The organism is Polycladomyces zharkentensis, assembly GCF_016938855.1.
Classification (GTDB): Bacteria; Bacillota; Bacilli; order Thermoactinomycetales; family JIR-001; genus Polycladomyces; species Polycladomyces zharkentensis.
In genome coordinates this window covers 503,298-529,768 of record NZ_JAFHAP010000004.1, presented here as the reverse complement: position 1 = coordinate 529,768, position 26,471 = coordinate 503,298, and the positions used below count along the sequence as shown (strand labels likewise).

Genomic DNA, 26,471 nt, shown 5'->3' with positions numbered 1-26,471 from the left:
TAAGATGCGGCAGAAGCCGGGGTTTCTGTTTTACCTCATGATCGCCGGATTTTTGTTCATCATCTTGTTTCCGTTTCTATGGCAGTTGATCACGTCTCTCAAGCCACCCGGTGAACTGTTTGGCGATCATGCGTTTCGACCCATCATCGATCATCCCACTTTGGAAAACTATAAGCGCGTGTTTACACAACGTCCGTTCCATCTTTATTTGTGGAACAGCTTTGTGGTGGCATCATTGACGACGTTGTACTGCATTGTGATCGCCTCTTTTGCCGCCTATGCGATTGCCCGACTTCATTTCAAAGGGAAGACGGTGATTCTCGGATTGGTGCTGGCGGTTTCGATGTTTCCGCAAATTGCCACCATTTCCCCGATCTTTCTGTTTATGCAATCGGTGAAACTGACCAACAGTTACTTGGGTCTGATTATTCCCTACACCACGTTTGCCTTGCCGTTGGCCGTCTGGAATCTGACAACCTTTTTCCAGAAGATCCCTCAAGATTTGGAGGAAGCGGCCAAAGTGGACGGGGCGACCGTGTTGCAAACCTTTCGCAAGGTGATTGTGCCGCTGGCGGTGCCGGGAACGTTTACCACGGCCATCTTGGTGTTCATCGCGGCGTGGAACGAATTTTTCTTTGCGTTGACCATCAATACGGATGAGGCAATGAAAACCGTGCCACCCGGCATTGCCATGTTCCCGGGGCAATATACGGTCCCCTGGGGAGAGATCTCCGCGGCATCCATCATTGTGACGATTCCGCTGGTGATCATGGTCTTGATCTTCCAGCGGCGCATTATCTCCGGAATCACGGCCGGAGCGGTCAAAGAATAAGGTTGGCAGCCGATCCATGGACGGATCGGCTTTTATAAAGAGCGAGCGGGAAAACCCTGCCCTTCAGGGTTGGGATGAAAGCGAGTGGCGGACGCGGGAGGGCTTTTCCCTCTCGCAAGTCCGGCAGATTTTGGTACAATGGAGTCGAGATGTGCGAAAACATTGAAAGCTACTATACGAGCGAAAACTCGTTACGAAACTCACCCGGGATTGGACGAAGCCATCGTGGATGGATGTGGGTTGCCACGCCAGATGAAGCGAGAAGCCCACGGCACCAAAGGGAGTGCCTCCGGTGCTTCAGCCGCGTGGGGCAAGTCACTCGTTACGCATGTTCCGTGTGCGAATGTGGAGTCGGGAGCTATGGGTTTTTTTGGGAACCGTGATGTAAAACATTCCATTTTCGTTTTCGGCATGGATTCGTTCAGGGTCTGCATCCGCCGGGAGGGCCAACGATCGGCGGAAGGCGCCGTATCGGCTCTCCACCCGATAAAGTCGCGCGTCAGGTCTTTCGGTCTTCCGCCGTTTTTCTCCCCGGATCGTCAATACGCCGTTGCAGACGGTGATCTCGATTTCCTCCGCTTCCATTCCCGGCAGTTCGGCTTCGACTACATATCTGTCCGCCTGTTCCTCGATATTGATACGGGGAAGAAAATCGGCGGCCCTTCCGAGAAAATCATCTTCAATCTCCCAAGGATCGGAGAAAAAACGCCGGATTGCTTGCGTCACACTTTGCCGAAACCGCGCCAAAGGTTTGACATCCGGCTGATCAGAACGCATCGTGGTATCCATCTTCATCTCCCTTTCGCCAGCTTCCTACCGTTTATTCTGAGATAAAAAGAATGGATTATGCGTTCCTGACAGACATAAAAAGGATAGTCAGGATGTTTTTGTTGCGATAAGATGGAATACAAACAAAACGGTTCCATGTGAGGGGTGGCGCTGTTGGCAGTCCGTTGGACGATGCTGGGGATGTGGTTGCTCGTCAGCTTGTTGGCGGGTTGCCAATTGTGGAACGACTTTTCGGGGGGACGGATTCCGCAACCTCCCCGTTCGGAGACTGCGTTGTTTGTGCCGTATGCTGACCGGGAGGTGCCGCGTCTTCGTTCATTGATTGACAGAAAGGGGTTTCAACATTATTCCTCTCAGCATGCGTATTTGCTGGGTTACAGCTACGACGGTGTCTTTCTGGCAGTGATGACGTTTGATCGGGAGGCGCAAGCCTATCGCATCCAATTGTATCACACTGTACGGAACCGGATCGAAGAAACGCTGTACGTACCTTCCTCTGAACAGTTGCATGCGGTGCAAGATTCCCAGAAACAGAGCGAGGCGGAAGAGCAATTGCAGATCGCTCAGGAAACGCTCGACATGGGATACCGGATCAAGGTGTCAGCCAAACCTTTGAGATGGCGATTCGATCAGGCTGTGCGCATTCCGGGGTCCGGCAACTATATCATACGAGCCAACTGGAAATCACCCACTTTGACCATCTTTGTCCAGGACGATCGAGGGACGAAATGGCAGCTTGCACAACACGATTGGGCTTCCCCCCTCCGCCCGGCTCCCGAGATGTATGTGATCCGCCACCCGGATTTTCCCGGACGATGGACGGTGGTGGGTGCATCGATCGGATCACGAAAAGGGCCGGAACCCTTTTTTTGTTCCGTGGAGATCGATGCATTGCGACCCGAGCGTTCGGAACAGGCACTCTCCCGGCTGATCCAAACGGTTATGCCTGGCGGGGGAACCATTGTGTTTCGCGGGGAGTTGACCAAGCGCGGGTACGGCGTTTTGTTGGCTGTTCAGGAAGCTTTGCCGCCGGCGGTGCGGGAACCGGGGATCGTGTATCGGGGAATGGCCAAGAGATTTGTTATAATTGACGACAGAGGGCGTGCTGTTGACCAAGGTGGCAGCAACGGGTTGGTTCATCAGGGGAGATTATTGTCAGCTGGTCGGTCCTTGTACTATCGGATCGTATTGATCGCCCGCAATCCCAAACAAAAAGCCGATCTGTTGCTGGTGGACCAATTGGAGCCGAACGGAGAAGTCAAGCGCACGTTTGAATGGATCTGGGACGAATCGGAACAGCGTTTTCAACTGTTGCAATGAGAGGGAGAGAGGAAGCATGGAAACACATTTATGGCTGATTCGCCACGGGGAAACGGCATACAACCAAGAAAGGCGGATTCAGGGACGGCTTGATATCCCGCTGAACGATAACGGCAAAGAGCAGGCGCGGTTGTTGGCCGAGTGGATGCGCACACGTCCGGTGGATGCTGTGTATGCCAGTGATCTGAAGCGGGCGGTGGAAACGGCGGAAGCGATTGCCCATCTCCACGGATTGACCGTTAACCCGCTGAAGGGATTGCGCGAGCGGTCGTTTGGGGAGTGGGAAGGCATATCGTTCGAGGAATTGGAAGAGCGGTATCCTGATTGGAAAGCAGTATGGGCAGAAGGCGGACGCTACGGAGTTGAGCGTTTTGACGAGCTGAGTCGACGCATCGCCAAACAGTGGGAGTGGATCGCCCGACGGCATCCGGGCGCCCATGTGGTCGTCGTCGGCCACGGTAGCAGTATGCATGCCGGTTTGATGGCCATCGTGCATGAGCAACGTACCGAATTGAATGTCAGATTGACCAATACCGGTGTGACGTCGGTCACCTTCCATCCGGAATTCGGTTGGCAATTGGTTCGCGTCAACCAAACCGATCATTTGCAGACGATAAAATCGGCTGACCGTTGAACGGGTCTGATGGTGGTCTCTTTGGATGGATGAGCCTTTTTCCACCGCTTGTGTTTGCTCCTTTTAGCTCAGGGGTTGCCTCTTGGAAAAAGGCCACCTTTTTTTTTGAATGTCATGGAATGTCATGATTTCACTTCCGGCAATGGAACTCGTTTTGCTCTGCTCTCGGGGATCTCTCTGTTAATCAAACGAAACCATCGGTTTGGATGCGGCTACAGCTGCTTTTTTGTGGTATCTCAGATAAAAGTTCCCTCACAGGAACCCAAAATGACAAGCCCATCCCTATGTGGAATGGGCGGATGCTCTGACATCCTGATGAAAAAATCCCGTGCCGACCACCATGCCAGCATGCTTAACCGCTATTTGTCGACGATCCATACCAATCGGGATTTTTATATTGATACGTACGGCCTAACCGATGACCAATGACCAACACAACCGCAAACAACAGGACGAAAGCCAACACGAAAAGGTAACGCAAAACAATCGCCACTATCGCAAAGGATGAACGCCGGAGGAATTGAAAGAGATATGCGAAAAAATATCAAGCAATACGGCGAAGCGCTTCTGAACCTGAAGCGCGTCTTCTTTCCGCTTTTGTTTGTTACCCATCTCCCGCCAGCATCGTCAGATAACCGGGCAAAACGGAAATCGTGGCCGGTGTTTTGCCTTCCTTTTCCCCGTCGCAATCGATCAATTGTGACGGGGTGGTTTTCACATGGAATTGACGGGTCCGAAAATACAAGATGTCTTCTCCTTCCGGGGTTTTGCCTGTCCAGTGCGAGCGAATCCAGGACCAGAGACTGTCGAAGGAGGCATCCTTCACCAGCAGCACATCCAGCAGGCCGTCATCCACGCAGCTTGTCGGGAAAAATGTTCGATAACCGCCCAGGTAGGCACCGTTGCCGGCGATGAGTAACTGCGCCGGGCCGTGGTAGGAGACGCCGTCCGCCTCCAGGTGCAATGTAAACGGGGTTGGATCGACGGCATGTTTCAGTGCGTTGAAATAGTAGGCCAGCCGGCCGAATCGCTCCTTCTCTTTCGGATCGATATCCGCAGATACTTCCGTGATGAGTCCGATCCCCCAAAAGTTGAGAAAGTAGCGGTGTCCATCTGACCCCACATCGACAGAACGTTCCCGACCGGCCAAGATTTGCTCCGCCGCTTCCAATGGATCTTGCGACATCCCCAGTGTGCGGGAAAAATCATTACACGTACCGCCGGGCAAAATGGCCATGTGTGGACGACGAGGGAGCGGTGCCAATGCATTGACCGTTTCCGCTACCGTACCGTCCCCACCGCCGGCGATGATCAGATCGGTATCTGCTGGCGCAGCCCGGACAATTTGCGCTCCCTCGCCTGGACGAGTGGTTTGATGAAGGGAAACAGACAGGCCCGCTCGACGGAAACGGTTGAGGATTTCGTCGATGACGGAGAGAAGGGAGCCGTCCCCGGCATTCGGGTTGAGGATGAGAACGGTATGCTTCATGGAGAACGACATCCTTTTGCGGTAGGGTGAAAGGGTTGTGTGATTTAATATGGTCATTCATTCGGTTTTTGAAACGTGCCGGGACTGAGATCATCCCAACGGCTGAGTCTAAAGAGAAAAGATCGCGATCCAGACCAGCATATTCAGGAGGAATGTCAGTCCCGCCATGAAGATGGTCATAGGCATCTTTCGATATCCCCGTCTGTGTGCCCACAGACCGGCCGGCAGAGCATATGTGAGTTGCACAAATCCGAGAAACCAGAACGCGGCCCCCTTGGTTACGGTGAGCAACAAAGCGTGACCACACAGGATGGATACGAGTCCAATCCCCATCTCAAACGTTGTCGAAAGATGTCTTTCCGCTTTCAACGTCGGCCACCTCCGACCCGTTGACTGATCGCCTCTTTACCCGTGTGGACGATCATATTGTCACGGTGCCGTTTCTTCCGGAAACGACATCGATTGCGCACTTCCTTTGGGTATCCATACGGCAGCCGCGAGCAGCGCCAACAGGCTGAAAACGGTCGCCGTCAAAAAGACCGCGTGCAGGGAGTGCGCCAGCCACTGTCCCATTTCATCACTCAACCAGGCGGGCAGTTGCGCAAGGGATTCCGGGGAAACAATCCCCTGCATGTGCCGCAGCTTATCGATTGCTTCCGGACTCCATTCACCCTGATGAGCTTGAATGGTCGCTTCCATGATCCGTTTCAGCTGAAATGTCATAACGGCCCCCAGAATGGTGACACCGAATGCCCCGCCCATCGAACGGGAAAACATCTGCGAGGAGGTGGCTGTTCCGCGATCCCGCGTGGGAACGGCATTCTGGATGGCCAAAATGTACGTGGTCATGGACAAGCCCAGCCCCAAACCCAATACGCACATCGTTACCAGTACCCATCCGTAGGCGGTGTCCTGTCCCATACCGACGAAAGTCAGTGCTGCGGCGACGATCAGGCTGACACCGGTCAATATGACGGGACGGTAGCCGCTTTTCAGTATCCAGTGGCCTGCCACGATCGAACCCAACGTCCATCCCAACACTTGAGGCGTGATGGCCAGTCCGGCCAATGTCGGGCTTTTGTCCAATACTCCCTGTACGAACAAGGGAACAAAGGAAATGGCTCCAAACATACCCATTCCCGTGAGAAATGCGGTCAAATTGCTGGAAGCGATGATCCGGTTCTGCAACAGGCGGATGGGGATGAACGGGTCCTTAACCCGACGTTCCCACTTGATGAACACCGTCAGCAGACCGGCCGAGACCGTCAGACATCCCCACGGCCAAGGGTTTTGCCAACCTTTTTCACCGATGAGCAATGTGGCGTATAATAAACCAAACACCGATACGGTCATCAGCCCCGCTCCCACCACATCGACGTGCGGCCGTTCTCCCTCTTTACGGTTTGGCAGGCAGACGGCTATGATGCTGATCACCAATAACCCGATCGGCAAGTTAAACCAAAATAACCAGCGCCAAGAGAAATGTTCCACTGTCCATCCGCCGATGAACGGGCCGATGACGGCGGCAAACCCCCATACCGATGAAAACCATCCTTGCACGCGGGCGCGCGCTTCAAACGGGAAGATATCCCCGATGATCGTCATCGCGACGGGCAAAACGCCGCCGGCTCCCAGACCCTGCAACGCACGGAACCAGACGAGTTGTGTCATCGATTGGGCCAGTCCGCACAATGCCGAACCTGTGATGAACAACAGCACGGCCACGATGAAAACACGTTTGCGTCCGTAGAGATCAGCCAGTTTGCCGTAAATGGGAACTGTCGTCGTATTGGCCAACATAAATGCGGAAAACACCCAGCTGTATAAGGAAATGCCGCCCAATGCCGCCACCACGGTGGGCATCGCCGCATTGACGATCGTCACTTCCACCGCCGCGAGAAACATGGCGACCATCAACGCTGTTGTGATCATATTGCGTTTGTTTCGATTCATCTTTCACATCGCCTCTCCATCCGAATCGGATAATCTTATCCTACCTCATGATTTCGAGGTGCGAAAGAGAGGGAAAAAGAAACCGGGAGTCGTTTCTGGATCGCCTCGCTCCACAGGGAATGAAGCGATGCGAAAACGACTCCCGGAACGATTAAGTGTTTCGGGTTTCTCCAGCCCGGACACACACTGGCCTCATCCTTTTTGACGGCGATGCTTCCACTGCAGATATTGATACCGGATGAAGCACCCAATACAGAATCCGAGAATGGCGATGAAAGCGGCCAGGGCGACCATCACGGCAAATACGGTGCCCACCGTCGTCCAACCGAGAGAAAAGGCGATCAGGCTCCCCGCCAGAAAGATGACGGAAATCCATTGGTTAAACCGCTGTTGATCAGGGTCTTCCGCCGGATATTGGTCGAGCGGCTTGGACAGAAACGGACGAGCCAACCGAAATGCGGGGTTTTTTCCGGTTGTCAGGCTGATGATACCCACCAAGAGCGGAATGACCAAGATCCATGGTTGGGAGAGCAACAGAGCCGCCAACACCGTGGACACGATCAACCATTGATTGGTACGGACAAAAGGAAGCGGGATGCCGGACATGATATTCACCACTTTTCCGAGTGATTATCTAAGATTTATGATGCCATCATTTTGGATTGTTGACAAGGAGAATAATGGTGATGTGACAGATTGTTTGGGACGTGTCTGGTCATACGGATTTTCATGGAAAGGGTGCTTTGGAACACGAATAACCTGTGGCACATTTTGATATTGATGGAAACAATGGATGGTGTTAAGATCGACTTGGAAAATCGACTAATTCGATCAGAATTCGGGAATATATGCCGGGGAGGCACGTTGTTATGGCGAACGAACCGCGTTTTAACGATTTGTTTGATCAATGGGCCGAGGATTACGATCTTGCCGTATCCGGTGGCCATCCAGAATATATCGAGGTATTTGAAGGATATGCCGACATTTTGAAAACAGTGGTGGAATCGCTCTCTCTCCCCAAAGGGAGTGTCGTGATGGAATTTGGTGTCGGTACGGGCAATTTGTCACGTTTGCTCCTGGAAGCCGGTTACCGTGTAATCGGGATCGAACCGTCTTATGCCATGCGGGAAAAAGCGAAAAGCAAACTGCCGGATCTGGAACTCTATGAGGGGCATTTCCTGCAGGTTCCGGGCGGTCTTCCGCCCGTGGACGGGATTGTCAGTACGTATGCGTTTCACCATCTGACGGATGAAGAAAAAGACCGGGCGCTTCGGGATTTTGCCCGCCGGCTCCGGCCAGGCGGGAAAATCGTGTTTGCCGATACCGTTTTTCGGGATGAAGCGACGAAACGGGACATGCAACAGGAAGCCGAGAAACGCGGATTTCATGAGCTCGCACAGGATTTGAAGCGAGAATATTATCCGGTGGTGGAACGTTTGAAGAGCGCTTTCCATCAGGCGGGTCTCACCGTTCGTCTGAAGCAGTTGAACCGGTATGTATGGCTGATGGTGGCTGAACGGACTGAAGCGAACCCGAACTGATGACCGGGAAGATTGCAAAGTGGTTCAGCTGCTCGCGGTTGTCGTGCAATCGGTGGACTTTTTCAAAAAATTTGCCCCAGGCCAAATGCCTGGGTTTTTTCATTCGCCAGTCACCGTTTTTTGCTATACTATGCGTATGGGCGAAAGTATCGCTCATCGTGATGGGGACACCTTTCACCCGGATATTTCGTCAAAATGAGGGATCTGATGATGACAAGAGAAGGATTGTTGCAGGAGTTGCAAGATCTGAACGAACAGGAGATCCAAACGATCTACAAAATGGTGCAGGCACTCAAGCGTTCGCGGGTCAGTCCGCTGGCATATATTGAAGAACTGATGAATTTTCGATCGGATGGCTACGATGAAAAAGAGGGCGTCTATGTTTACCGGATGTTGGTAACCGAAGAGTTGAAAAACCGCTACAAAATGCTGCACGGGGGAATCACGACCACCTTTATCGACACTGCCATGGGTTCCACCGTGTTTCAGGCATTCGGTATCGAACGCCGCGCCGTGACACTGGATTTGAACGTGCATTTCCTTGCACCGGCTCAGGATGGTTGGTTGACTGCACGAACCCGAGTGGTGAAAAGCGGCCGGACCATCATCGTGATGGAAACAAAAGTGACGGATGACAACGGCAAACTGATCGCGACGGCGACCGGTGATTTCTTCAGATTGGCGTAGCGGAAACGGAAAAAAGGCTGGTGGGATGCGATGAAAAAACCGTATAAAATCGCGGCCAAAGCGATCATTTTTGATCAGGGACGGGTGTTGGTGCTGCGAAAATCGACGGAGGAACGCAGTGCCAGAGACAATCACGGCTGGGATTTTCCCGGCGGTGGATTGGAACCCGAGGAACCGTTGATGGACGCATTGGCCAGAGAAGTACGGGAAGAAACAGGATTGCAGGTAAAAGTCGTCGCCCCCGCCTACATCTACGACGAGATTCAAGAGGAAAAGCATCTGATTATCATCAAGTTTGCTTGCCATCAACCAAGCGGAACACTCCGGTTGAGTGCCGAGCATGACAGCTACCATTGGATTGCGCTGGACGAATTGGACACGGCTCCGTTCCCCGAGTGGATGAAGGAGGAAATCAAACGGGCGCATCGGGTGTATACACAATTTCTCACAAAGTAGTTCATATAAAATGCCAAAATGCCCTGGCTCCATGAGCACAGGGCATATTTTCAACCTTTCAGGATCGGAGACCAATCGATGCTGTCCGTGACCATTCGGGCGAATTGTTCCAGATATCGCTGGTCCTCCTCATCAAAGCGGGCTTCAATCGGACTGTCGATATCCAACACGGCCACCAGTTGGTCGTCCTTGAACATCGGCACCACGATTTCGGATCGGGTGGCAGCATCGCAAGCAATGTGTCCGGGGAATTTCAACACATCCCGAACCAGTTGCGTACGGCGCTCCGAGGCTGCCGTTCCACAAACACCTTTGCCGAACGGGATGCGGATACAGGCCGGTTTGCCCATAAACGGCCCCAACACCAGTTCGTCACCGCGGTTGAGATAATACCCCGCCCAGTTTACCTGCTCCAGAGACAGATACAAGAGGGATGCGGTGTTGGCCAGATTGGCCACCATGTCCCGTTCGCCTTCCACCAGGTGGCCCACCTGTTTCAACAGATGTTCATATCGTGAGGCGCGGTCGCCTTCGATCTTTTCAAAGTGAAACATGGGTGAAAACTCCTTTGTCGCAAACTGTTGATGCCTGTGGACATTGTCGTGAAATGATACAGCAGTGATCGGTTGCACCTTTTCCCCATCATTGTAACGAAACAAGCTCGGTTACGCTATACCCGTAATCAGCTTTCCCAAAACCGGCAGGGTGTGTCCGGTTTTCCGTAAAGCGAAGCGTACTTTGCCCGTGTCCTGTGCTGACCGGGTCGGAGCGCTCATCATGTGCTTTTCTGCAGGGTGCAGGTGGAGCGAGCCGGGAAAGCAGTGCAGTATTCACCAGACACACCCCAGATGTCGAAACGCTTCCATCCATGATACAATCGAAGGGAAAACGGTCAGACAGTGGTAAAGGAGGAATCGACCATGCAAGATCCGCGGTTATCGCAATTGGCAAAAGTATTGGTGCATCATTCGTGCAGGGTGAAACAGGGTGATAACGTGTTGATTGACGTGTTTGGTCCGGACCATGATCTCGTACGGGCGTTGATCCCGGAAATCCGCGCGGCCGGTGGCTATCCGTTTGTTCAACTACATAACCATGCGTTGATCCGGGCGATGTTGCTGGACACCGATGAGGAGCACATGAAGCGTCTGGGCGAAATCGGCCTGTATCAGATGAAACGGATGGATTGCTATATCGGCATTCGCGGCGGGCAAAACGTCAGCGAGCTGTCCGACGTTCCGGCTGACCATATGAAGTGGTTCATGGAACATTTCAACCATCCCGTCCACACCGAACAGCGGGTGAAACACACGCGGTGGGTGATATTGCGTTATCCCAATCCGTCAATGGCCCAACTGGCCAATATGAGCACGGAGGCATTTGAAGATTTTTATTTCCGCGTCTGCACGTTGGACTACGGGCGGATGGCCAAAGCGATGGAACCGTTGGTGAAGCGGATGGAAGAGGCCAAGGAAGTGCGGATTGTCGGTCCGGGGACCGATCTGACTTTCTCCATCGAGGGTATGCCGGCCATTCCTTGTCACGGACAGTGCAACATTCCCGACGGGGAAGTGTATACCGCTCCCGTCCGTAACTCCGTGAACGGGACGATCACGTTCAATACGCCGACGGTGTATCACGGGGTGAATTTCGAGAACGTCCGCTTGCGCTTTGTCGACGGCAAAATCGTGGAAGCGACGGCCAATGACACCAAGCGGTTGAACGAGATTCTGGATACGGACGAAGGCGCACGCTACATCGGGGAATTCAGCTTGGGTTTCCACCCGTACATCCGGCACCCGATGAAGGATATCCTCTTTGACGAAAAGATCGACGGCAGTTTCCACTTCACGCCGGGAAGCGCCTATGAGGATTGCGACAACGGCAACCGTTCGGCGATTCATTGGGACATGGTTTCGATTCAACGGGAGGACTACGGCGGAGGGGAAATCTACTTCGACGGTGAATTGATCCGCAAAAATGGCCGTTTCGTCGTGCCGGATTTGGAACCGCTCAACCCTGAAAACCTGGGGTGAGATTCGGAAAGCCAACCGAGGGGAATCCACCCATGCAAGATCCGCGGTTATCGCAATTGGCAAAAGTATTGGTGCATCATTCGTGCAGGGTGAAACAGGGCGACAACGTGTTGATTGACGTGTTTGGTCCGGACCACGATCTCGTACGGGCGTTGATCCCGGAAATCCGCGCGGCCGGTGGCTATCCGTTTGTTCAACTACATAACCATGCATTGATCCGGGCGATGTTGCTGGACACCGATGAGGAGCACATGAAGCGTCTGGGCGAAATCGGCCTGTATCAGATGAAACGGATGGATTGCTATATCGGCATTCGCGGCGGGCAAAACGTCAGCGAGCTGTCCGACGTTCCGGCTGTCCATATGAAGTGGTATACAGAGCATTTTGTCCGTCCGGTCCATTTGGGATATCGTGCCGTCCATACGCGTTGGGTATTGTTGCGTTATCCCGATTCGTCGATGGCCCAACTGGCCAACATGAGCACGGAGGCATTTGAGGATTTCTATTTCCGCGTCTGCACGTTGGACTACGGGCGGATGGCCAAAGCGATGGAACCGTTGGTGAAGCGGATGGAAGAGGCCAAGGAAGTGCGGATTATCGGTCCGGGGACCGATCTGACTTTCTCCATCGAGGGAATGCCGGTCATCCCCTGCAGCGGTCAACGAAACATTCCTGACGGGGAAGTGTATACCGCTCCCGTCCGCAACTCTGTGAACGGGACGATCACGTTCAACACGCCGACGGTGTTTCACGGGGTGAACTTCGAGAACGTCCGCTTGCGCTTTGTCAACGGCAAGATCGTGGAAGCGACGGCCAATGACACCAAGCGGTTGAACGAGATTCTGGATACGGACGAAGGGGCGCGCTACATCGGGGAATTCAGCCTCGGCCTCCACCCGCGCATCCGGCACCCGATGAAGGATATCCTCTTCGACGAAAAGATTGACGGCAGTTTCCACTTCACGCCGGGAAGCGCTCACGAAGAATGCGACAACGGTAACCGTTCGGCGATTCATTGGGACATGGTTTCGATTCAACGGGAGGACTACGGCGGAGGGGAAATCTGCTTCGACGGCGAACTGATCCGCAAAAACGGCCGTTTCGTCGTACCGGACTTGGAACCACTCAACCCTGAAAATCTGGACATTTCTGCATAAAATGGTTTCAAATCTCGTAAACAGGGAAAATGTTAGTAGATTTGAAGAGAACTGCAAGTATCCAGTAGGATTTTCTCGCTTGTCAATATTCCAGGAGACCAAAAAGGAGTGGTTGGGCATGAAAGCAACGGGAATTGTCAGAAAGGTAGACGAGCTGGGGCGGATCGTCTTGCCGGTGGAATTGCGCCGCACGTTGGATATTGACGTGAAAGACCCGGTGGAGATTTATGTGGACGGCGACAACATCATACTCAAGAAATACAGTCCTTCCTGTCTGTTTTGCGGCCAGGTGGAAAATGTCATTTCTTACAAAGGGAAAAACGTGTGCCAGACTTGCGTGGAAGAATTGGTCTCCATGGTGAATCGTGCCTGACCGGTCGGGCAGGGTTTCTCTCCCTTAAGGCCTGTTTTTGCAGGCCTCTTTTTTGTGTCTCGCGTTCATTGTTATAATGCGGGCAGGGGAGAGGAGGATGAAAAGTGGAGGAACAATTGATCTCCACCTTGGTTGAATTGCTGAACATCCCAAGTCCGACCGGAAGAGCAGACGCGGCCATTACATATGTGGAGAAGCGCTTGAAAGACTTGCCGTATTCGCTGATCCGCACACGCAAAGGGGGGCTGTTGGTCGAGATTCCGGGAAAAGATGAGGAGACGATCCGGTTTATCACCGCTCATGTGGACACATTGGGGGCGATGGTGAAACAGATCAAAGAGAGCGGTCGTTTGCGGATCACTGCCATCGGGGGGGTGACTTGGCACTCCCTCGATGGGGAAGGTTGCACGATTGAAACACGGTCCGGCCGGTGTTTCAGGGGAACGATCCTGGCTACCCATTCTTCTCCTCATGTGTATACCGATGCACGGACGCAACAGCGAACGGAAGAAAACATGGAGGTCCGCTTGGATGCCCGTGTCCGCGATGCGGATGAGGTGCTTCGACTGGGGATCAGCGTGGGCGATTTCGTCTTTTTTGATCCACGTGTGGAAGTGACGAAAACCGGATTTGTCAAATCGCGACATCTGGATGACAAAGCCAGTGCAGCTGTTTTGATCGAACTCATCCGCCGGATTGCCGAAGAAGGGTGGGTCCCGCCGGTCACCACACACATATTTTTCAGCAACTACGAAGAAGTGGGACACGGCGGAAATGCGGTGATCTCGGAAAAGGTGCGGGAATATTTGGCGGTCGACATGGGAGCGATCGGAGAAGGGCAGGAATCAGATGAATTCAGCGTCTCCATCTGCGCCAAGGACTCCTCGGGGCCGTATCATTTCGGGTTGCTGCAAAAGCTGGTCCATCTTGCGGAACAGCACGGCATTCGCTATCGAGTTGACATTTATCCGCGATACAGCTCGGATGCCAGCGCCGCTTTGCAGGCCGGACATGACCTCATCTGGGGGCTGATCGGTCCGGGGGTGGATGCGTCCCACGCATATGAACGGACTCACCGTGAGGCATTGGTCCATACGTATCGGTTATTGTATCATTACCTTCAAACACCGTCACTGTAGAGAGGGAACAATCGGATGTGGGATGAAATCCGTCAAGTGCTGGAAAACGGCAGTGAGGAAGAAAAAGAGTTGTTCCGACTCACTTTACAGGCCATCCGGCAAAAACGGGAAAGGCAAAGTGCGTATCCATCCGGATTCATGGGCTTGTCTGGCAGGTTTGTGACTCCGGATGTGTATGAATTCCGGGTGTCCGTCACTCCCTATCTGCTCAACCGTGGAGGGGTGGTCCACGGGGGTATGACCGCCCTGTTGGCGGATTCCACGATGGGGTCCTTGATCAACCGTTCGTTGCCGGACGACCAGTTTGCCGTGACGTCGGAGATGAAGGTTCATTATCTCAGTCCGGGGCGGAGCAAAGAACTGATTTCACGCGCCACCTTGCTGGATCTGCGGCATCCGTTTGCCATCGCCTCCTGCACGATCACCGATGAGCGGGAGCGAAAAATCGCCTACGCCACCGGTACGTTTTACATCGGAACCCGCAAATAAACCACCATCCCCTGTGGTTTGATGCCGCAGGGGATGGTTGTTATTCTGTGACGACTTCCAGCTTGGTCAGACAGCCGATCGGTTGACCTGCCAGATTTCCTTTCTGCAGGTACAACAGTGCCGGGCCGTCCGGGCGAATCGGCTTGCCGTCGCGAGTGAAACGCATAATGCCCGAACGCGCTTCTTCCAAAGTGATTTTGATTTGATTGTCGTCGGATTGGTGACAAATGACATGGGTGGCATCCGGATCAGGTTCGGCATGATCCAGAAAGATGGACAATTTCATCCCGTAACCCTCGACGCCCGGGAAATACTCTGCCATGGGAATTTTGCGTTCGTCCACGATCCAGATTGTCGGATCGAGGTTGATCTGAAAACGGACCGCTCCGGTGATCAAAATGACTTCGTTCATATGGTGTCGGCTCCCTTGTCATGATGATATATCAGGCATGTTTCATTATACATGATCGGCTGGATGCAAAAAATAGGATGTAAGATGGTCAGCCCGCAAGCAGTCAAGGAGGAAAACAGATGAGACACCCCCTGTTGGAAGAGCTGGTGGCCAAACACCGGCCAGATACAAAAGGCGGCAAGGTGGCGGATTATATCCCCGCACTCAGCCGACAAAATCCATCCGTGCTGGGCATCGCAACGGTGACACCCAATCAGGAATTGCTGTACGGCGGAGATGCACCTGTGGTCTCATTCACCCTGCAAAGCATCTCCAAAGTGATCAGTTTGGTGTTGGCGTTGATGGATCATGGAGAAGAGACGGTATTTTCCCATGTGGGCATGGAACCGACAGGGGACCCGTTCAATTCGTTGTACAAATTGGAAATGATGAGTCCGCCCAAGCCGCTCAATCCCATGATCAACGCGGGCGCAATGGTGGTCAGCTCCTTGGTGAAAGGATCGGGTGTGGAAGATCGGGTCGGTCGTCTGCTGGATCTGGTACGGGCGATGGCGGACAATCCCAAGATCGACGTGGACGAAGAAGTGTTCCGATCCGAATATGAAACCGCGCACCGCAACCGTTCCATCGCCTACTTTTTGAAGGAGTACGGCCAGGTCGGCGATGTGGAAGAAACGCTGCAGGTGTATGTGCGGCAATGTGCCATTCGTGTCACTTGCGAGGATTTGGCGCGGATCGGTCTTTGCTTGGCCCAGTACGGGCGTTCCGTGACCGGAGAACAGATTATCCCGCAACCGATCGCTCGGTTGGTGAAAACCTTTATGGTGACATGCGGTATGTACAATGCGTCGGGGGAGTTTGCCATCCGGGTCGGCATCCCCGCCAAAAGCGGTGTTTCCGGGGGAATTTTGGCTTCCGTGCCCGGTAAGATGGGGATTGGCGTCTACGGCCCCGCTTTGGACGAAAAAGGAAACAGCCGCGCCGGCGTTCGGTTGTTGCAGAGTCTGTCGCGGGCATGGCAACTGAGCATTTTTTGATAAGGTGGATGGGTGAGCAGGTGTTCTGATTCCGGCATGAACCGGGAGAAAATGTGGGAGACCCGGAATCGAACGGGTCGGATACACTTGGGCCGGCACTTTGCAAATTGATCAGAACATGTTACACTATGATCAAGTGTAGTGGTTACGGCCGTTTTTCATTTCCAAAAGAGTAACGGTCGGATAGGGGGGTTCTCTGTTGACGCCAACACAGACCGATCTCAACCAACGGGCGCTGGAATTGTTGCGGGAAGATGCAGAAAAGATTCACCAGTTGATTCATGTACAACTGGAACATTTGACAGCGCCGAAATGTCCGTTGTACGAAGAAGTTTTGGACACGCAGATGTTTGGCCTTTCCAGGGAGATCGATTTCGCCGTCCGGGCGGGCTTGATCAATCGGGAGCAAGGCCGGGAGATCATCAGTGACTTGGAACGAAAGTTGGCCGATCTCTACACGAAAGTACTCCCCTTATCAAAAACCAAAGAATGATGACGCGCGAAGACTCCGATGACGGGGTCTTTTTATTTTTCCTCACATCACCTGTAAAACGTGCTACTCTTCATATGGCGGATAAATTCCGCGAAGATCATCCACCAAACGGCGAAGCGCCGGGGTAAGGGCCCCGCGGTCGGGATGAAACAGACAAACGGGAAGTTGGGGATGCAGTTCGGGAATGCGCAACAGACGCCATCCCGCCTGGTCATGGGTCAACGCCATCCTGGGAAGGAGGGCGACCCCGATTCCCTGGGCTACTGCTTGTTTGAGGGTTTCCAAGTCGGGCAGTTCGAGAACGGGATCGATGGTCAGATCATGCCGTTCCAATTGTTCATCAATCAGCCGTCGCTCGGTAGTACCCGGCGCAGGAAGGATGACGGGGGTTTCCGGTAATCGTTTCAGTGGCAAATACGCAAAGCGGGCGATCGGGTTCTGAAAGGAAACGGCCAATGTCAACGTGTCATAAACCAAAACGGATACGGGAAAGCGGAAAGGGATACCGGTCCGGTATGCGATGCCCAAATCGATTCGCCCCTCTTCCAGCGCTTGGATGATCTGCGCTTCGGTCAGGGTCAGCATGCGGATGTGAACTTGGGGGCGTTCGGGTTGAAAATGGGGAGACAATCGCTGAAGCGCAAATGGTGCCAGGGTGGCATCGACACCGATGGTGACCCGGATGATCGAATCGTCATCTCTTTGATGCAGGGCATGTTTGCTTTCTTCATAAAGAGAGACCATTTTTTGGGCATAGGGAAGAAAGGTTTTCCCCTCCGGCGTAAGCGAAACGTGGGGACGGTGGAACAACGTGCAGCCCAGCTCCTCCTCCAGGCTTCGGATTTGTGCGCTGACAGCGGGCTGGGTCAGCATCAGCTCTTCTCCGGCTTGGCGAAAATGCCGATGCTTCGCCACGGTGAGAAAGGTAATCAACTGTTGGATGTGCATGGGCTCCTCCCGTGTGATCAAATTCATTTATCAACGTCATAATAATGATAAATTAGATTTTTTTCAACAATTCGACTACGATGGGGGTGAAAGGGGGAGATTCATGTGAACACAGCCATTGGCTTAGATGGCGTGGTGGTGGCCGAAACGGCTTTGTCCGCCATTGACGGAAAACGGGGACATCTGATTTACCGCGGATATTGGGCCAAGGAACTGGCGCTGTCGTCATCGTTGGAAGAGGTGGCGTATCTGTTGTGGTACGGCCGATTGCCCACACAGGCGGAACGGGCCGCCTTTGTCCAAAAATGGCGGGAGGCTCGGGAGTTGCCGGATGAGATGCAGCGATGGCTGATGTCTCTCCCGCGATCCTTGTCCATGAGCAGCGTCTTGCAGTCAGCGATCGCCGCCTTACCGGACGAAACCCGATTTGACTGGCCGCCGACGCCGGATCAGGCATTGCAAGTGGTGGCCAAGATTCCGACCATCATCGGGGTCCGTCGCCATGCGTTACAGGGTGTGCCGTTTGATCCCCCGTCTCAGGATTGGACCCATGCGCAATGGCACGGATGGTGTACATGCGGAAGGGTGTTGCCTCCCCGGCATGTGCGCGCACTGGAAGCCTATCTGATCCTGACGGCTGAACATGGATTGAATGCGTCCACCTTTACCGCCCGTGTCGTGACATCGACACAAGCGGATCTGCCGTCAGCGCTGTCGGCCGCTGTCGGGGCACTGAAAGGTCCGTTGCACGGTGGTGCGCCATCTCATGTGGAAACCATGTTGGAGGAGATCGGCGAAGAACGGCAGGCCGAATCGTATCTGCGATCACGACTGGAGAAAGGAGAGCGATTGATGGGCTTCGGCCACCGGGTGTACAAAACCGTCGACCCCCGGGCTGAAGCGCTGAAAGCGATCGCACAGGAGATGGCCGAGGAAGAGCGCTGGTTCCGGTTGGCACTCCATGTGGAAAGAGAGGCGGTCCGTCTGCTTCAGGAATACAAACCGGGACGACAACTGTACGCCAATGTGGAATTCTACGCATCGGCCGTGTTGAAGGCGATCGGTTTACCCAAGGAGATGTATACGCCCACTTTCGTGTCCTCCCGGGTGATCGGATGGGCCGCACACGCGTTGGAGCAGGCGGCGGCCAATCGGATCATTCGCCCCGATTCCCGCTACGTCGGTCCGATGCCGCAATCGTGACAAAAGCCCCCTGCAATTGCGGGGGCCTGATACTATTTGCTCAGATCGTCTCTTTGTCTCGCTTGTAATGAACTTCTCTCATCATTGGGTTTGGTGACCCAACCCATTGGCTGATTACCGTACCTATCGGGGAATGGTTTCCACATGGTTCTTCGAGTGCGTGTATTAGACAAAATGAGCGATCAGCAAGTTTGCGGCTGGCCTTGTACATATTGGATTACCTGCGATTGGTCATCCTAAATAACCAAAGTTCCTGCTGTCAAGGATAACAGGTCAGCAGACTTGAAAAGCCCCCTGCATCAACGTAGGGGGCTTTTTGTCGGACAACCATATTACAGAAAAAGCCGCCTGGATGCTCACGGCGAACATCCGTGTACGTACTAACCGGGTGGGACGGGCTGATGACACATCCTTGGCTTGAGGGTTGCCCGAACAGAAATGGATTGAGGTCGTTAACCGCTCAAGAATCTCACTGTAACCATAGGGACGGCCTGTGGTACTTTTAAGCCGTGCGGACTGTCAAACGACAAAGAATGCCGTACCCAAAATAATGTAGACCAGCAGCAACAACACGCCTTCATACCAGTTGGTCGACCCGTCACGGGAAATGGAGGAAGCGATGAAAGCGGAGACGGCAATCGCCGCCAGTTCGTAACCCGAAAACACCAGGTCCATCGGTTTGCCGACCAAGTAGCTGGCGAATACCAGTACCGGCGCGACAAACAACGCGACTTGCAAACTGCTTCCGATCGCGATTTCCACCGCAGCGCCCATCCGGTTTTTCATTGCCAGGAACACGGCGGCGCTGTGCTCGGCGGCATTCCCGATGATCGCGATCAGGAATGCACCGACAAACAGCTCCGACCAGCCCAGTGCATGTGCGACGGCTTCCACGCTGTGGACCAACCATTCACTCTGCAGGGCGACAAAAGCGGTGGAAACCAACAGGAGCAACAGGGAAACGCCTTTCGACCACTCCGGCCCCTCTTCTTCCTCTTTTTCCGCATCGGAAGCGGTCGCAGCGGCCAAGGCCGGTGTTTCGGCAGCCGGAATCTTTTCCGGTTCGTCCAGCGGGGAGTGTTCCTCCGGCATACCGTCCACTGCATCGCCCAATTCCTCGCGGTGGGTTACCAAGGAGAAGTACAGCCACAGGAAATATCCGACGATCAGTGCGGCTGCGATGCTCAGGCTCAAAATATGTACTTCTGTTCCTTGGAGTCCCTTGATAAACGCAGCGGGGATGAATAGCGCGATAACAGCAAGCAACATCAGGGAAGCATTATGCCCGGCCAGCATTGTGTTGAACCGTTGAATTTTGTACCGCAGGCCGCCGAAAAATACACTCAATCCGAGCACGAGCAACAGGTTGCCGATAATGGACCCTGTGATACTCGCTTTGACCATGTCGAACAACCCGGCCTTCACCAGAAAAAACGCGATGATCAGCTCGGCGGCATTGCCGAAAGTGGCATTCAAAAGTCCCCCCAGCCGTTCTCCGGCGTAATGGGCGACGCTTTCCGTGGCCTTACCCAGCAACGCGGCCCAGAACAACAGCGACAAACAGGCGGTGGCGAATTGAACCGGTTGGGAATGGAGAAAAAAGTGCGCACCGATACTGAGAAGTGTAGACAGGATCAACAACGGCAGAAACCACTTTTGCTTCATCATTTCTCACTCCTTGACCCGTATAGTTTTTCCTCGGATTTCCCAATCATTCTTGATCGGCAGGTGTGGCTGATCAATCCCATTTAACCGGTGTGAGCCTGTTTCCCTCATTTGCGAGCGGGAAAAGTCAGCCCGTTGTGGGAGGGAGATTCCATCGTGGACATTTTTTGCTTTTTCATCCAATCACTTTCGGAACAATTTCAAAAAAAGCCGCTCCCTTGTATTGTACGGGAAATTTCGTTGAATGCAACGGGGGAGAGCGTACAGGATTTGATACCGATGACGCGAACCAACAGGTCGATGGAGCAACATCAAGCGAGTGGGCCGTCCACAAGGGATTGATCAGACAGAACCCGTTATAGGAAGGGTGCGATCAAGCGTGGTTGCGTGCCTGATTCTTCGATATGGACGATACGTTGTGCGACTGTCGGCTGGCGATGGAAAACGCGAAGAAAGGTAAGTGACATTGTATGCGGGATGGGTGTGAGCCCCGCTTGTTTTGGGGAGATACCATCCATTTCAACAGTTTGCAGAAAAGAAACTGAACGTGGAAGCATGTTCAGAAGGAACGCGGATGTTTTGAGAGAGTGGGATGAGAGCAAACTGAAATGGGTGGATCATTTGAACACGGTCAGATGTTTGAAGATGTGATCCCGTTTTTTACGAAAATGAAGGAACACGGTGTGATGGGGGCCGTACTGACCAATGGGCCTGCCGACGGTCAGCGCAACAAGGTTGCGGCACTGGGGTTGACCGATGATGTGGACAACATTTACATCAGTGCCGAGATCGGCTATTCGAAACCGGCGAGGGAAGCGTTCCGGTACGTTTTGGACGATTTGCAACTCCCCTCCTCGAATGTGTGGATAATCGGAGATTCCCTCACAGTTGATGTCGAAGTAATCCCATCGGGCCGGGATCAAAGGAATTCTGCTTGATCGGACGAACAAATATCAGGATTACCGGGGGCCAAAAGTGAGCAGTCTGATTGAATTGCTGTTACAAAAGGATTCGGATGTGCATTTGTCGAATTCATCCATCATCAAGAAACCGGAAGCGTGACGGATGGTATTGGTTGAGGACGGATGGAAATGACAGAAACCGAGGCGGTGAAGTCAGCGACAAAGTGAGGGATCGGAGGCCTTATCCATGAATTTGGAGAAACATATCGCCGTGTTCATCGATTTGGAAAATGTCTATTACGGACTGAAGAAATACCATATGGACCCGGATCATCCCGATGCGCACCACAACTTGTTCCTGCGGTTGCAAGAACATTACGGCAAGGACAAGATCCGCATGATGGAGGCGTACGCCGATTTTGAACAGTTGGACTTGTCCATGATGAGCCTGCAGCGCAAACGGGTGCATGTCCATCAGGTCTACGGAAACGGCCGGGGAGGAGGAGAGCGGAAAAACGCCGCCGACATCCAGCTTTGCCTGGATGCGATGGAAGTGTTGTACGAGATTCCCGAGGTGACGACATTTGTCATTGTCAGTGCCGATCAGGACATGATCCCTTTGCTGGATCGCCTGTGGTCCTACGGTAAACAGGTGGAGCTTTTTTGCCTGTTTGACGAGAGCCTCTCCAAATCCGCCCAGCTTCCCGAATTTTGCGATCAGATCTACAACCTGTTCGAATTTCTGCACATTCCCCAGTTCCAAAATCTCTCCCAAATGGATCGATTGGTCCAAAATGCCATCATCCATATTTATGAGTGGTATGAGGACCCCAACAATTTTGACAAGAGCTACGGCAGCTCCTGGATCAAGAAGGATTTCGTGCGCAAGTTCCGATTGTCCGACGCCGAAGCGAACGAGTTGTTCACCCGGCTTGTGAGGGGACGTTATTTGGAACCTTACGAGATCGGCGTGGACGGAAAGAAATTCTACGGATACCGCACCAATATGGAACATCCGCAGGTGCGGATGATCGTCAAAATTGCCGGGTATATGGTAGGATAGAAGTACTGATGGAGACAAATTTCATCGCAGTAAAAGAGAGGAGATTGTGGCGTTGGATCTCGGACTGAAAGGAAAAGTGGTGTTGGTGACCGCGGCCAGTCGGGGATTGGGACGTGCGATCGCACACCGTTTGGCTGGTGAAGGAGCCAAAGTGGCCATTTGCAGCAGAGACCAGGATCGTGTGGAACAAACCGCTGCGGCGATCACCGAGCAAACGGGAGCGGAAGTGTTTCCCCTGACGGCTGACGTGTCGCGGGCGGAACAGGTCAACAAGCTGATTGATGATGTCGTCGGGCGGTGGGGACGGATCGATGTTTTGGTCTGCAATGCGGGCGGGCCGCCCAGCGGCACATTTGAGATGTTTGACGATGAGGTGTGGCAACGGGCGTTTGAAACCAATCTGCTGAGCGTGGTGCGTTTGGTTCGGGCGGCCTTGCCGTACATGTCAAAAGGCGGAAAGATCATCGCCATCGCTTCCACCAGCGTCAAACAGCCGATTCATGGCTTGATTTTGTCCAATACGATGCGTGCAGGAGTGGCCGGTCTGATGAAGTCGTTGGCTGAGGAGCTGGCTCCGCGCGGGATCTTGGTCAACACGGTTTGCCCGGGTCGTATCGCAACCGATCGCGTGCAGGAGTTGGACGAAACACGCGCCGAAAAGGAAGGTGTATCGGTGGAGGAAGTGCGCAGGGCCGTTTCTTCGCAAATTCCGCTGGGGCGCTATGGTGAGCCTGACGAATTCGCCCGTGTTGTCGCGTTTCTGGTTTCTGACGCCAACACGTATGTGACGGGTCAGGCATTGATGGTGGATGGCGGAATGGTCAAAGCATTATAACACATATTCTCTATCAAGGGGGTTCTTAGATGTCGGACACCTTATCCCAAGGAACCGTAAGGATTGCCGACGATGTAGTGGCAGTGATTGCTGGCTTGGCGGCCACGAAAACAAAGGGGATTGCCAGCATGTCCGGTGGTATCACCGAAGGTTTGGCCAAACGGGTCAGCGGTAAAAACGTGACGCGTGGTGTATCGGTCGAAGTGGGTCAAGTGGAGACAGCGATCGATTTGCGGGTCATCGTGGAATACGGTGTCAAGATCAATGAGGTGGCGCGTGAGCTGCAACAGAACGTTAAAGAAGCGGTGGAAACGATGACCGGGCTCCGCGTGGTCGAAGTCAACGTCAAGGTGGAGGGCGTCGACGTCAAGGAGAAAGAAGACGAACAGGAAGAGCGCGTACGCTGAAGAAAAAGCCGCCATCAATGGCGGCTGTCGTCTGTCATGCGGTCAATTTCTGATGAACCTTTTTCAGGACGGTGGCAACGGCTTCACGAAACGCTTCCGGGATCTCCACCGAATAATCCAGACCGTGCGGAAAAATATGACGGGCAAAAGCGGCATTTTCCAGCTCCACTAAGGCCTTGGGGTTTTCCAACTGTCCTTCCACCGCCCGGGCCATAATGCGCAAATAGTAGTCCTGACCGGTTTTTTCATCATGGAATTTCATATCAAAGGTGGCTTTGTTGTAATCCCATGACCAACGAACAAAGCCCAGGCCGGTCAAAATGCTTTCCACTTCGCCAAACGTCTTGCGAATCCCTTTCAACTGGACTTCTTCCAACACCTTGGATCCCCCTCTCTTGGCGAACCACATCCCTTCTCATGATAGTATGTTCTGACAGCGGGTGCAAGGCAAACCCATTGGCAACAATAAAGGAACTGATTCCGGATTCCCCTGAAAAGTCGTCTCCGCCTCGCTTGAATTCTTGTGGCATTGGATGGTTTTTTGTTTGAAGGTCGTTTTTGTTAAGATGAAATTCCAAGGTGCTTGAAGGTGTCGGGAGGGACGATTGTTACATGAAAGATTGGAATGAACCGATTCGTGCGCTGTTTCCGCAAATGGTGAAGTGGCGCCGTGAATTTCATATGCATCCGGAGCTCTCTTTCCAGGAAGTGCGCACTTCGGCACGGGTGGTGAAAATCTTGAAACAAGCCGGTCTGGAGGTGCGCACCGGTGTAGGCGGAAGAGGAGTGATCGGGATTCTTCACGGGAACGGGGAATCGTCACGTACGGTGGCATTGCGTGCCGATATGGATGCGTTGCCAATTCAGGATGAGAAGACGTGTGAATACCGGTCCACCGTACCCGGCGTCATGCACGCCTGCGGTCATGATGCCCATACGGCCGCTCTGCTCGGTGTGGCCGTTCTGCTCAGTCAACACCGTGAAGAGGTTCCCGGTCGGATTGTTTTTTTGTTCCAACACGCCGAAGAAGTCCTTCCCGGCGGGGCGGAACGTATGATCGAAGACGGCGCCTTGGAGGGAGTGGATGCTGTCTACGGCGTTCATTTCTGGACTCCCTTTCCTGTCGGGGTTGTCGCTTTGAATGATCACGCCCTGATGGCCGGAGCGGACACATTTCACATCGAAGTGATCGGCAAAGGCGGGCACGGCGGTCTGCCGCATGAAACGGTGGATGCGATCGTCATTGCATCCCATCTGGTCGTCAACCTGCAAACCGTTGTCAGCAGACAAGTCGATCCGCTCAAGTCGGGTGTGATTACCATTGGTCACATTCAAGGTGGTCGGGCGTGCAACGTGATCGCGGAACGGTGCGTGTTGACCGGCACGATACGAACGCTGGACCCCGTGCTTCGCGAGTTTGTTTCCGCCAGAATTGGCGAGGTGACCGAACAGACTTGCCGAATGTACGGGGCCACTTATCGCGTCGATTTTGAGTGGGGCACACCCCCGCTGGTCAATCATGCTGTCGAAGCACACAGAATGGCTGAAGTGGCCCGACGGATCGTGGGGAATGCAAAAGTGTGGGAAGTGCCGCCGGTGATGGCCGGAGAGGACTTTGCCTACTACCTGCAGCATCGCCCGGGCGCTTTCTGTTTTGTCGGTGCGGGCAATCCTGAGCGAGGCATCCGTTATCCTCATCATCATCCATTATTTGATATTGACGAAGAGGCCATGAAAGTGTCGGCCGCGTTGCTGATACAGACCGCGATGTCGTATTTGCGGGAGGAACCGGTGGAATGAAGAGTGTTTTGCATCAACAGATCGGGAGCGTTTTTCGCTCCTCTTTTTTTTGGAAAAAGTGGACATACTATCACCCGATCAAATGCGGGAGGGAACAGAGATGGATTTTTTGGAGGTCATCTTTCAGACGGTCATCGCTTTCGTCGTGATTCTGGTGTTGACCATGATTCTCGGGAAACAACAGATCGCCCAGATGACGTATTTCGAATATATCAACGGGATCACATTCGGGTCGATTGCGGCCACACTGGCGACCGACATCGACCAGCATACGTGGCAGCATCTGATCGGACTGGTGTTGTTCGGGGGGTTGACCTTGCTGTTGTCGTATATCTCGCTGAAAAATCGCAAAGCCCGCCGCTGGCTCGAGGGGGACCCGGTCATCGTCATCCAAAACGGCCAGATCATGGAGGAAAATCTGAAAAAAAACCGGTTTCATTTCGACGAAGTGATGGAACTGTTGCGACAAAAAGGCGTATTCGACATATCCCAAGTTCAGCAGGCCGTATTGGAAAACAACGGACAAATCACGGTGATGCTGAAACCGCAATATCAGCCGCTAACCAAAGACAGCTTGGCCAAACCGCCGGATCCCGCCAATATGCCGATGGAATTGGTAATCGATGGCCAGGTCATCTACGAAAACCTGCAAAAGGCCGGCAAGAACGGACAGTGGCTCATGAACCAAATCCGGGCGCAAAAAGGGGTGCAGTCCCTTCGTGATGTCTTTTACGCCAGCTTGCAGTCGGACGGCACGCTCTATGTGGATGTGCGCAACGATCAGGCCTGAGAATAAAACGCACACCTGCAC

Annotated in this window: 29 protein-coding genes; 20 read left to right on the top strand and 9 right to left on the bottom strand. The window is 53.4% G+C overall.

From position 1 onward, the window contains the following. Positions 1 to 4: 4 nt before the first annotated feature. Entirely contained in the window at positions 5 to 832 is an 828-nt protein-coding gene (locus tag JQC72_RS04415; protein WP_205493166.1) for a carbohydrate ABC transporter permease, read from the top strand. Between the two features lie 315 nt (positions 833 to 1,147). Here JQC72_RS04415 and JQC72_RS04410 read toward each other — a convergent pair whose 3' ends face one another. Continuing rightward, entirely contained in the window at positions 1,148 to 1,621 is a 474-nt protein-coding gene (locus JQC72_RS04410) for an Hsp20/alpha crystallin family protein (RefSeq protein WP_205493165.1), read from the bottom strand. A 153-nt stretch (positions 1,622 to 1,774) separates the two neighbouring features. Between JQC72_RS04410 and JQC72_RS04405 the strand changes: the two genes are divergently transcribed. Together JQC72_RS04405 and JQC72_RS04400 are read left to right on the top strand one after the other, a co-directional pair. Next, positions 1,775 to 2,941 (top strand): hypothetical protein, encoded by a 1,167-nt coding sequence (locus JQC72_RS04405; RefSeq protein WP_205493164.1) that lies wholly within the window; start codon positions 1,775 to 1,777, stop codon positions 2,939 to 2,941. 16 nt (positions 2,942 to 2,957) lie between these two features. After that, a complete protein-coding gene (locus JQC72_RS04400; RefSeq protein ID WP_205493163.1) occupies positions 2,958 to 3,575 on the top strand; it encodes a histidine phosphatase family protein in 618 nt (205 codons plus the stop codon). A gap of 604 nt (positions 3,576 to 4,179) precedes the next feature. Here JQC72_RS04400 and JQC72_RS04395 read toward each other — a convergent pair. From JQC72_RS04395 to JQC72_RS04385, 3 genes are all read right to left on the bottom strand, one after another. Beyond that, positions 4,180 to 5,064 carry a diacylglycerol/lipid kinase family protein gene (locus tag JQC72_RS04395; RefSeq protein ID WP_205493162.1) on the bottom strand — a complete coding sequence of 295 codons (885 nt, stop codon included), beginning with the start codon at positions 5,062 to 5,064 and terminating at the stop codon, positions 4,180 to 4,182. A gap of 429 nt (positions 5,065 to 5,493) precedes the next feature. After that, positions 5,494 to 7,017 (bottom strand): MDR family MFS transporter, encoded by a 1,524-nt coding sequence (locus JQC72_RS04390; RefSeq protein ID WP_205493161.1) that lies wholly within the window; start codon positions 7,015 to 7,017, stop codon positions 5,494 to 5,496. Between the two features lie 192 nt (positions 7,018 to 7,209). After that, a complete protein-coding gene (locus JQC72_RS04385) occupies positions 7,210 to 7,623 on the bottom strand; it encodes a DUF4395 domain-containing protein (RefSeq protein WP_205493160.1) in 414 nt (137 codons plus the stop codon). Between the two features lie 263 nt (positions 7,624 to 7,886). Here JQC72_RS04385 and JQC72_RS04380 point away from each other — a divergent pair, with 263 nt between their 5' ends. The 3 genes from JQC72_RS04380 to JQC72_RS04370 all read left to right on the top strand — a co-directional run bounded on the left by JQC72_RS04380 (position 7,887) and on the right by JQC72_RS04370 (position 9,701). After that, positions 7,887 to 8,558, top strand: coding sequence for a class I SAM-dependent methyltransferase (locus JQC72_RS04380; protein WP_205493159.1), 672 nt, complete (start codon positions 7,887 to 7,889; stop codon positions 8,556 to 8,558). A gap of 207 nt (positions 8,559 to 8,765) precedes the next feature. Continuing rightward, the gene (locus JQC72_RS04375) at positions 8,766 to 9,245 is read left to right on the top strand and encodes a PaaI family thioesterase (RefSeq protein WP_205493158.1); all 480 of its coding nucleotides are present in this window, start codon (positions 8,766 to 8,768) and stop codon (positions 9,243 to 9,245) included. 30 nt (positions 9,246 to 9,275) lie between these two features. Next, entirely contained in the window at positions 9,276 to 9,701 is a 426-nt protein-coding gene (locus JQC72_RS04370) for an NUDIX hydrolase (protein WP_205493152.1), read from the top strand. 50 nt (positions 9,702 to 9,751) lie between these two features. Here the strand turns inward: JQC72_RS04370 and msrC are convergent, their stop codons facing one another. Further along, positions 9,752 to 10,255 carry a free L-methionine (R)-S-oxide reductase MsrC gene (gene msrC, locus JQC72_RS04365; protein ID WP_205493150.1) on the bottom strand — a complete coding sequence of 168 codons (504 nt, stop codon included), beginning with the start codon at positions 10,253 to 10,255 and terminating at the stop codon, positions 9,752 to 9,754. Positions 10,256 to 10,621: 366 nt separating this feature from the next. Between msrC and JQC72_RS04360 the strand changes: the two genes are divergently transcribed. The 5 genes from JQC72_RS04360 (at position 10,622) to JQC72_RS04340 (ending at position 14,895) form a co-directional block, all read left to right on the top strand. Continuing rightward, on the top strand, positions 10,622 to 11,737 hold the full coding sequence (locus tag JQC72_RS04360; protein ID WP_205493148.1) for an aminopeptidase: 1,116 nt from the start codon (positions 10,622 to 10,624) through the stop codon (positions 11,735 to 11,737). Positions 11,738 to 11,769: 32 nt separating this feature from the next. Continuing rightward, positions 11,770 to 12,894 (top strand): aminopeptidase, encoded by a 1,125-nt coding sequence (locus JQC72_RS04355; RefSeq protein ID WP_205493146.1) that lies wholly within the window; start codon positions 11,770 to 11,772, stop codon positions 12,892 to 12,894. 118 nt (positions 12,895 to 13,012) lie between these two features. Then, on the top strand, positions 13,013 to 13,267 hold the full coding sequence (locus JQC72_RS04350) for an AbrB/MazE/SpoVT family DNA-binding domain-containing protein (protein WP_205493144.1): 255 nt from the start codon (positions 13,013 to 13,015) through the stop codon (positions 13,265 to 13,267). A gap of 104 nt (positions 13,268 to 13,371) precedes the next feature. Next, positions 13,372 to 14,406: a M42 family metallopeptidase gene (locus JQC72_RS04345; protein WP_205493136.1), complete on the top strand. Its 1,035-nt coding sequence runs from the start codon at positions 13,372 to 13,374 to the stop codon at positions 14,404 to 14,406. Between the two features lie 15 nt (positions 14,407 to 14,421). Beyond that, positions 14,422 to 14,895: a PaaI family thioesterase gene (locus tag JQC72_RS04340; RefSeq protein ID WP_205493134.1), complete on the top strand. Its 474-nt coding sequence runs from the start codon at positions 14,422 to 14,424 to the stop codon at positions 14,893 to 14,895. Positions 14,896 to 14,935: 40 nt separating this feature from the next. Here the strand turns inward: JQC72_RS04340 and JQC72_RS04335 are convergent, their stop codons facing one another. After that, positions 14,936 to 15,307 (bottom strand): molybdopterin-binding protein, encoded by a 372-nt coding sequence (locus JQC72_RS04335; protein WP_205493132.1) that lies wholly within the window; start codon positions 15,305 to 15,307, stop codon positions 14,936 to 14,938. A 119-nt stretch (positions 15,308 to 15,426) separates the two neighbouring features. Here JQC72_RS04335 and glsA point away from each other — a divergent pair, with 119 nt between their 5' ends. Both glsA and JQC72_RS04325 read left to right on the top strand, forming a co-directional pair. After that, on the top strand, positions 15,427 to 16,344 hold the full coding sequence (glsA, locus tag JQC72_RS04330) for a glutaminase A (protein WP_205493131.1): 918 nt from the start codon (positions 15,427 to 15,429) through the stop codon (positions 16,342 to 16,344). Between the two features lie 196 nt (positions 16,345 to 16,540). Continuing rightward, the gene (locus tag JQC72_RS04325; RefSeq protein WP_205493255.1) at positions 16,541 to 16,837 is read left to right on the top strand and encodes an Fpa/YlaN family protein; all 297 of its coding nucleotides are present in this window, start codon (positions 16,541 to 16,543) and stop codon (positions 16,835 to 16,837) included. Positions 16,838 to 16,900: 63 nt separating this feature from the next. Here JQC72_RS04325 and JQC72_RS04320 read toward each other — a convergent pair whose 3' ends face one another. Further along, positions 16,901 to 17,785, bottom strand: a complete 885-nt coding sequence (locus tag JQC72_RS04320; RefSeq protein ID WP_205493125.1) for a LysR family transcriptional regulator — start codon at positions 17,783 to 17,785, stop codon at positions 16,901 to 16,903. A gap of 105 nt (positions 17,786 to 17,890) precedes the next feature. Between JQC72_RS04320 and JQC72_RS04315 the strand changes: the two genes are divergently transcribed. Beyond that, on the top strand, positions 17,891 to 18,988 hold the full coding sequence (locus tag JQC72_RS04315) for a citrate/2-methylcitrate synthase (RefSeq protein WP_205493123.1): 1,098 nt from the start codon (positions 17,891 to 17,893) through the stop codon (positions 18,986 to 18,988). A gap of 519 nt (positions 18,989 to 19,507) precedes the next feature. On the opposite strand, the gene cax is transcribed toward JQC72_RS04315, so the two are convergent. Continuing rightward, the gene (gene cax, locus JQC72_RS04310; RefSeq protein WP_205493121.1) at positions 19,508 to 20,653 is read right to left on the bottom strand and encodes a calcium/proton exchanger; all 1,146 of its coding nucleotides are present in this window, start codon (positions 20,651 to 20,653) and stop codon (positions 19,508 to 19,510) included. A 608-nt stretch (positions 20,654 to 21,261) separates the two neighbouring features. Between cax and JQC72_RS04305 the strand changes: the two genes are divergently transcribed. From JQC72_RS04305 to JQC72_RS04290, 4 genes are all read left to right on the top strand, one after another. Then, positions 21,262 to 21,591, top strand: a complete 330-nt coding sequence (locus tag JQC72_RS04305; protein ID WP_205493119.1) for an HAD family hydrolase — start codon at positions 21,262 to 21,264, stop codon at positions 21,589 to 21,591. A 211-nt stretch (positions 21,592 to 21,802) separates the two neighbouring features. Beyond that, the gene (locus JQC72_RS04300; RefSeq protein WP_205493117.1) at positions 21,803 to 22,618 is read left to right on the top strand and encodes an NYN domain-containing protein; all 816 of its coding nucleotides are present in this window, start codon (positions 21,803 to 21,805) and stop codon (positions 22,616 to 22,618) included. 52 nt (positions 22,619 to 22,670) lie between these two features. Then, positions 22,671 to 23,453, top strand: a complete 783-nt coding sequence (locus JQC72_RS04295; protein WP_205493115.1) for an SDR family oxidoreductase — start codon at positions 22,671 to 22,673, stop codon at positions 23,451 to 23,453. Between the two features lie 29 nt (positions 23,454 to 23,482). Further along, complete coding sequence (locus JQC72_RS04290) at positions 23,483 to 23,860, top strand: Asp23/Gls24 family envelope stress response protein (protein WP_205493113.1); 378 nt, start codon at positions 23,483 to 23,485, stop codon at positions 23,858 to 23,860. A 34-nt stretch (positions 23,861 to 23,894) separates the two neighbouring features. On the opposite strand, the gene JQC72_RS04285 is transcribed toward JQC72_RS04290, so the two are convergent. Beyond that, positions 23,895 to 24,239, bottom strand: a complete 345-nt coding sequence (locus JQC72_RS04285; RefSeq protein WP_205493111.1) for a YugN family protein — start codon at positions 24,237 to 24,239, stop codon at positions 23,895 to 23,897. Positions 24,240 to 24,472: 233 nt separating this feature from the next. On the opposite strand from JQC72_RS04285, the gene JQC72_RS04280 reads away from it, so the two are divergent. Together JQC72_RS04280 and JQC72_RS04275 are read left to right on the top strand one after the other, a co-directional pair. Further along, positions 24,473 to 25,660, top strand: coding sequence for a M20 metallopeptidase family protein (locus JQC72_RS04280; protein WP_205493109.1), 1,188 nt, complete (start codon positions 24,473 to 24,475; stop codon positions 25,658 to 25,660). Between the two features lie 100 nt (positions 25,661 to 25,760). After that, a complete protein-coding gene (locus JQC72_RS04275) occupies positions 25,761 to 26,450 on the top strand; it encodes a DUF421 domain-containing protein (RefSeq protein ID WP_205493107.1) in 690 nt (229 codons plus the stop codon). Positions 26,451 to 26,471: the final 21 nt, after the last annotated feature.

What these genes read in the sequence shown, in the direction of transcription:
- JQC72_RS04320 (WP_205493125.1), bottom strand. Translation starts at nt 17,785, where the DNA reads ATGCACATCCAACAGTTGATTACCTTTCTCACCGTGGCGAAGCATCGG.
- JQC72_RS04275 (WP_205493107.1), top strand. Translation starts at nt 25,761, where the DNA reads ATGGATTTTTTGGAGGTCATCTTTCAGACGGTCATCGCTTTCGTCGTG.
- JQC72_RS04370 (WP_205493152.1), top strand. Translation starts at nt 9,276, where the DNA reads ATGAAAAAACCGTATAAAATCGCGGCCAAAGCGATCATTTTTGATCAG.
- JQC72_RS04350 (WP_205493144.1), top strand. Translation starts at nt 13,013, where the DNA reads ATGAAAGCAACGGGAATTGTCAGAAAGGTAGACGAGCTGGGGCGGATC.
- JQC72_RS04375 (WP_205493158.1), top strand. Translation starts at nt 8,766, where the DNA reads ATGATGACAAGAGAAGGATTGTTGCAGGAGTTGCAAGATCTGAACGAA.
- JQC72_RS04415 (WP_205493166.1), top strand. Translation starts at nt 5, where the DNA reads ATGCGGCAGAAGCCGGGGTTTCTGTTTTACCTCATGATCGCCGGATTT.
- JQC72_RS04410 (WP_205493165.1), bottom strand. Translation starts at nt 1,621, where the DNA reads ATGGATACCACGATGCGTTCTGATCAGCCGGATGTCAAACCTTTGGCG.
- JQC72_RS04305 (WP_205493119.1), top strand. Translation starts at nt 21,262, where the DNA reads ATGGGTGGATCATTTGAACACGGTCAGATGTTTGAAGATGTGATCCCG.
- JQC72_RS04380 (WP_205493159.1), top strand. Translation starts at nt 7,887, where the DNA reads ATGGCGAACGAACCGCGTTTTAACGATTTGTTTGATCAATGGGCCGAG.
- JQC72_RS04355 (WP_205493146.1), top strand. Translation starts at nt 11,770, where the DNA reads ATGCAAGATCCGCGGTTATCGCAATTGGCAAAAGTATTGGTGCATCAT.
- glsA (WP_205493131.1), top strand. Translation starts at nt 15,427, where the DNA reads ATGAGACACCCCCTGTTGGAAGAGCTGGTGGCCAAACACCGGCCAGAT.
- cax (WP_205493121.1), bottom strand. Translation starts at nt 20,653, where the DNA reads ATGAAGCAAAAGTGGTTTCTGCCGTTGTTGATCCTGTCTACACTTCTC.
- JQC72_RS04400 (WP_205493163.1), top strand. Translation starts at nt 2,958, where the DNA reads ATGGAAACACATTTATGGCTGATTCGCCACGGGGAAACGGCATACAAC.
- JQC72_RS04280 (WP_205493109.1), top strand. Translation starts at nt 24,473, where the DNA reads ATGAAAGATTGGAATGAACCGATTCGTGCGCTGTTTCCGCAAATGGTG.
- JQC72_RS04395 (WP_205493162.1), bottom strand. Translation starts at nt 5,064, where the DNA reads ATGAAGCATACCGTTCTCATCCTCAACCCGAATGCCGGGGACGGCTCC.
- JQC72_RS04360 (WP_205493148.1), top strand. Translation starts at nt 10,622, where the DNA reads ATGCAAGATCCGCGGTTATCGCAATTGGCAAAAGTATTGGTGCATCAT.
- JQC72_RS04385 (WP_205493160.1), bottom strand. Translation starts at nt 7,623, where the DNA reads ATGTCCGGCATCCCGCTTCCTTTTGTCCGTACCAATCAATGGTTGATC.
- JQC72_RS04300 (WP_205493117.1), top strand. Translation starts at nt 21,803, where the DNA reads ATGAATTTGGAGAAACATATCGCCGTGTTCATCGATTTGGAAAATGTC.
- msrC (WP_205493150.1), bottom strand. Translation starts at nt 10,255, where the DNA reads ATGTTTCACTTTGAAAAGATCGAAGGCGACCGCGCCTCACGATATGAA.
- JQC72_RS04290 (WP_205493113.1), top strand. Translation starts at nt 23,483, where the DNA reads ATGTCGGACACCTTATCCCAAGGAACCGTAAGGATTGCCGACGATGTA.
- JQC72_RS04340 (WP_205493134.1), top strand. Translation starts at nt 14,422, where the DNA reads ATGTGGGATGAAATCCGTCAAGTGCTGGAAAACGGCAGTGAGGAAGAA.
- JQC72_RS04335 (WP_205493132.1), bottom strand. Translation starts at nt 15,307, where the DNA reads ATGAACGAAGTCATTTTGATCACCGGAGCGGTCCGTTTTCAGATCAAC.
- JQC72_RS04390 (WP_205493161.1), bottom strand. Translation starts at nt 7,017, where the DNA reads ATGAATCGAAACAAACGCAATATGATCACAACAGCGTTGATGGTCGCC.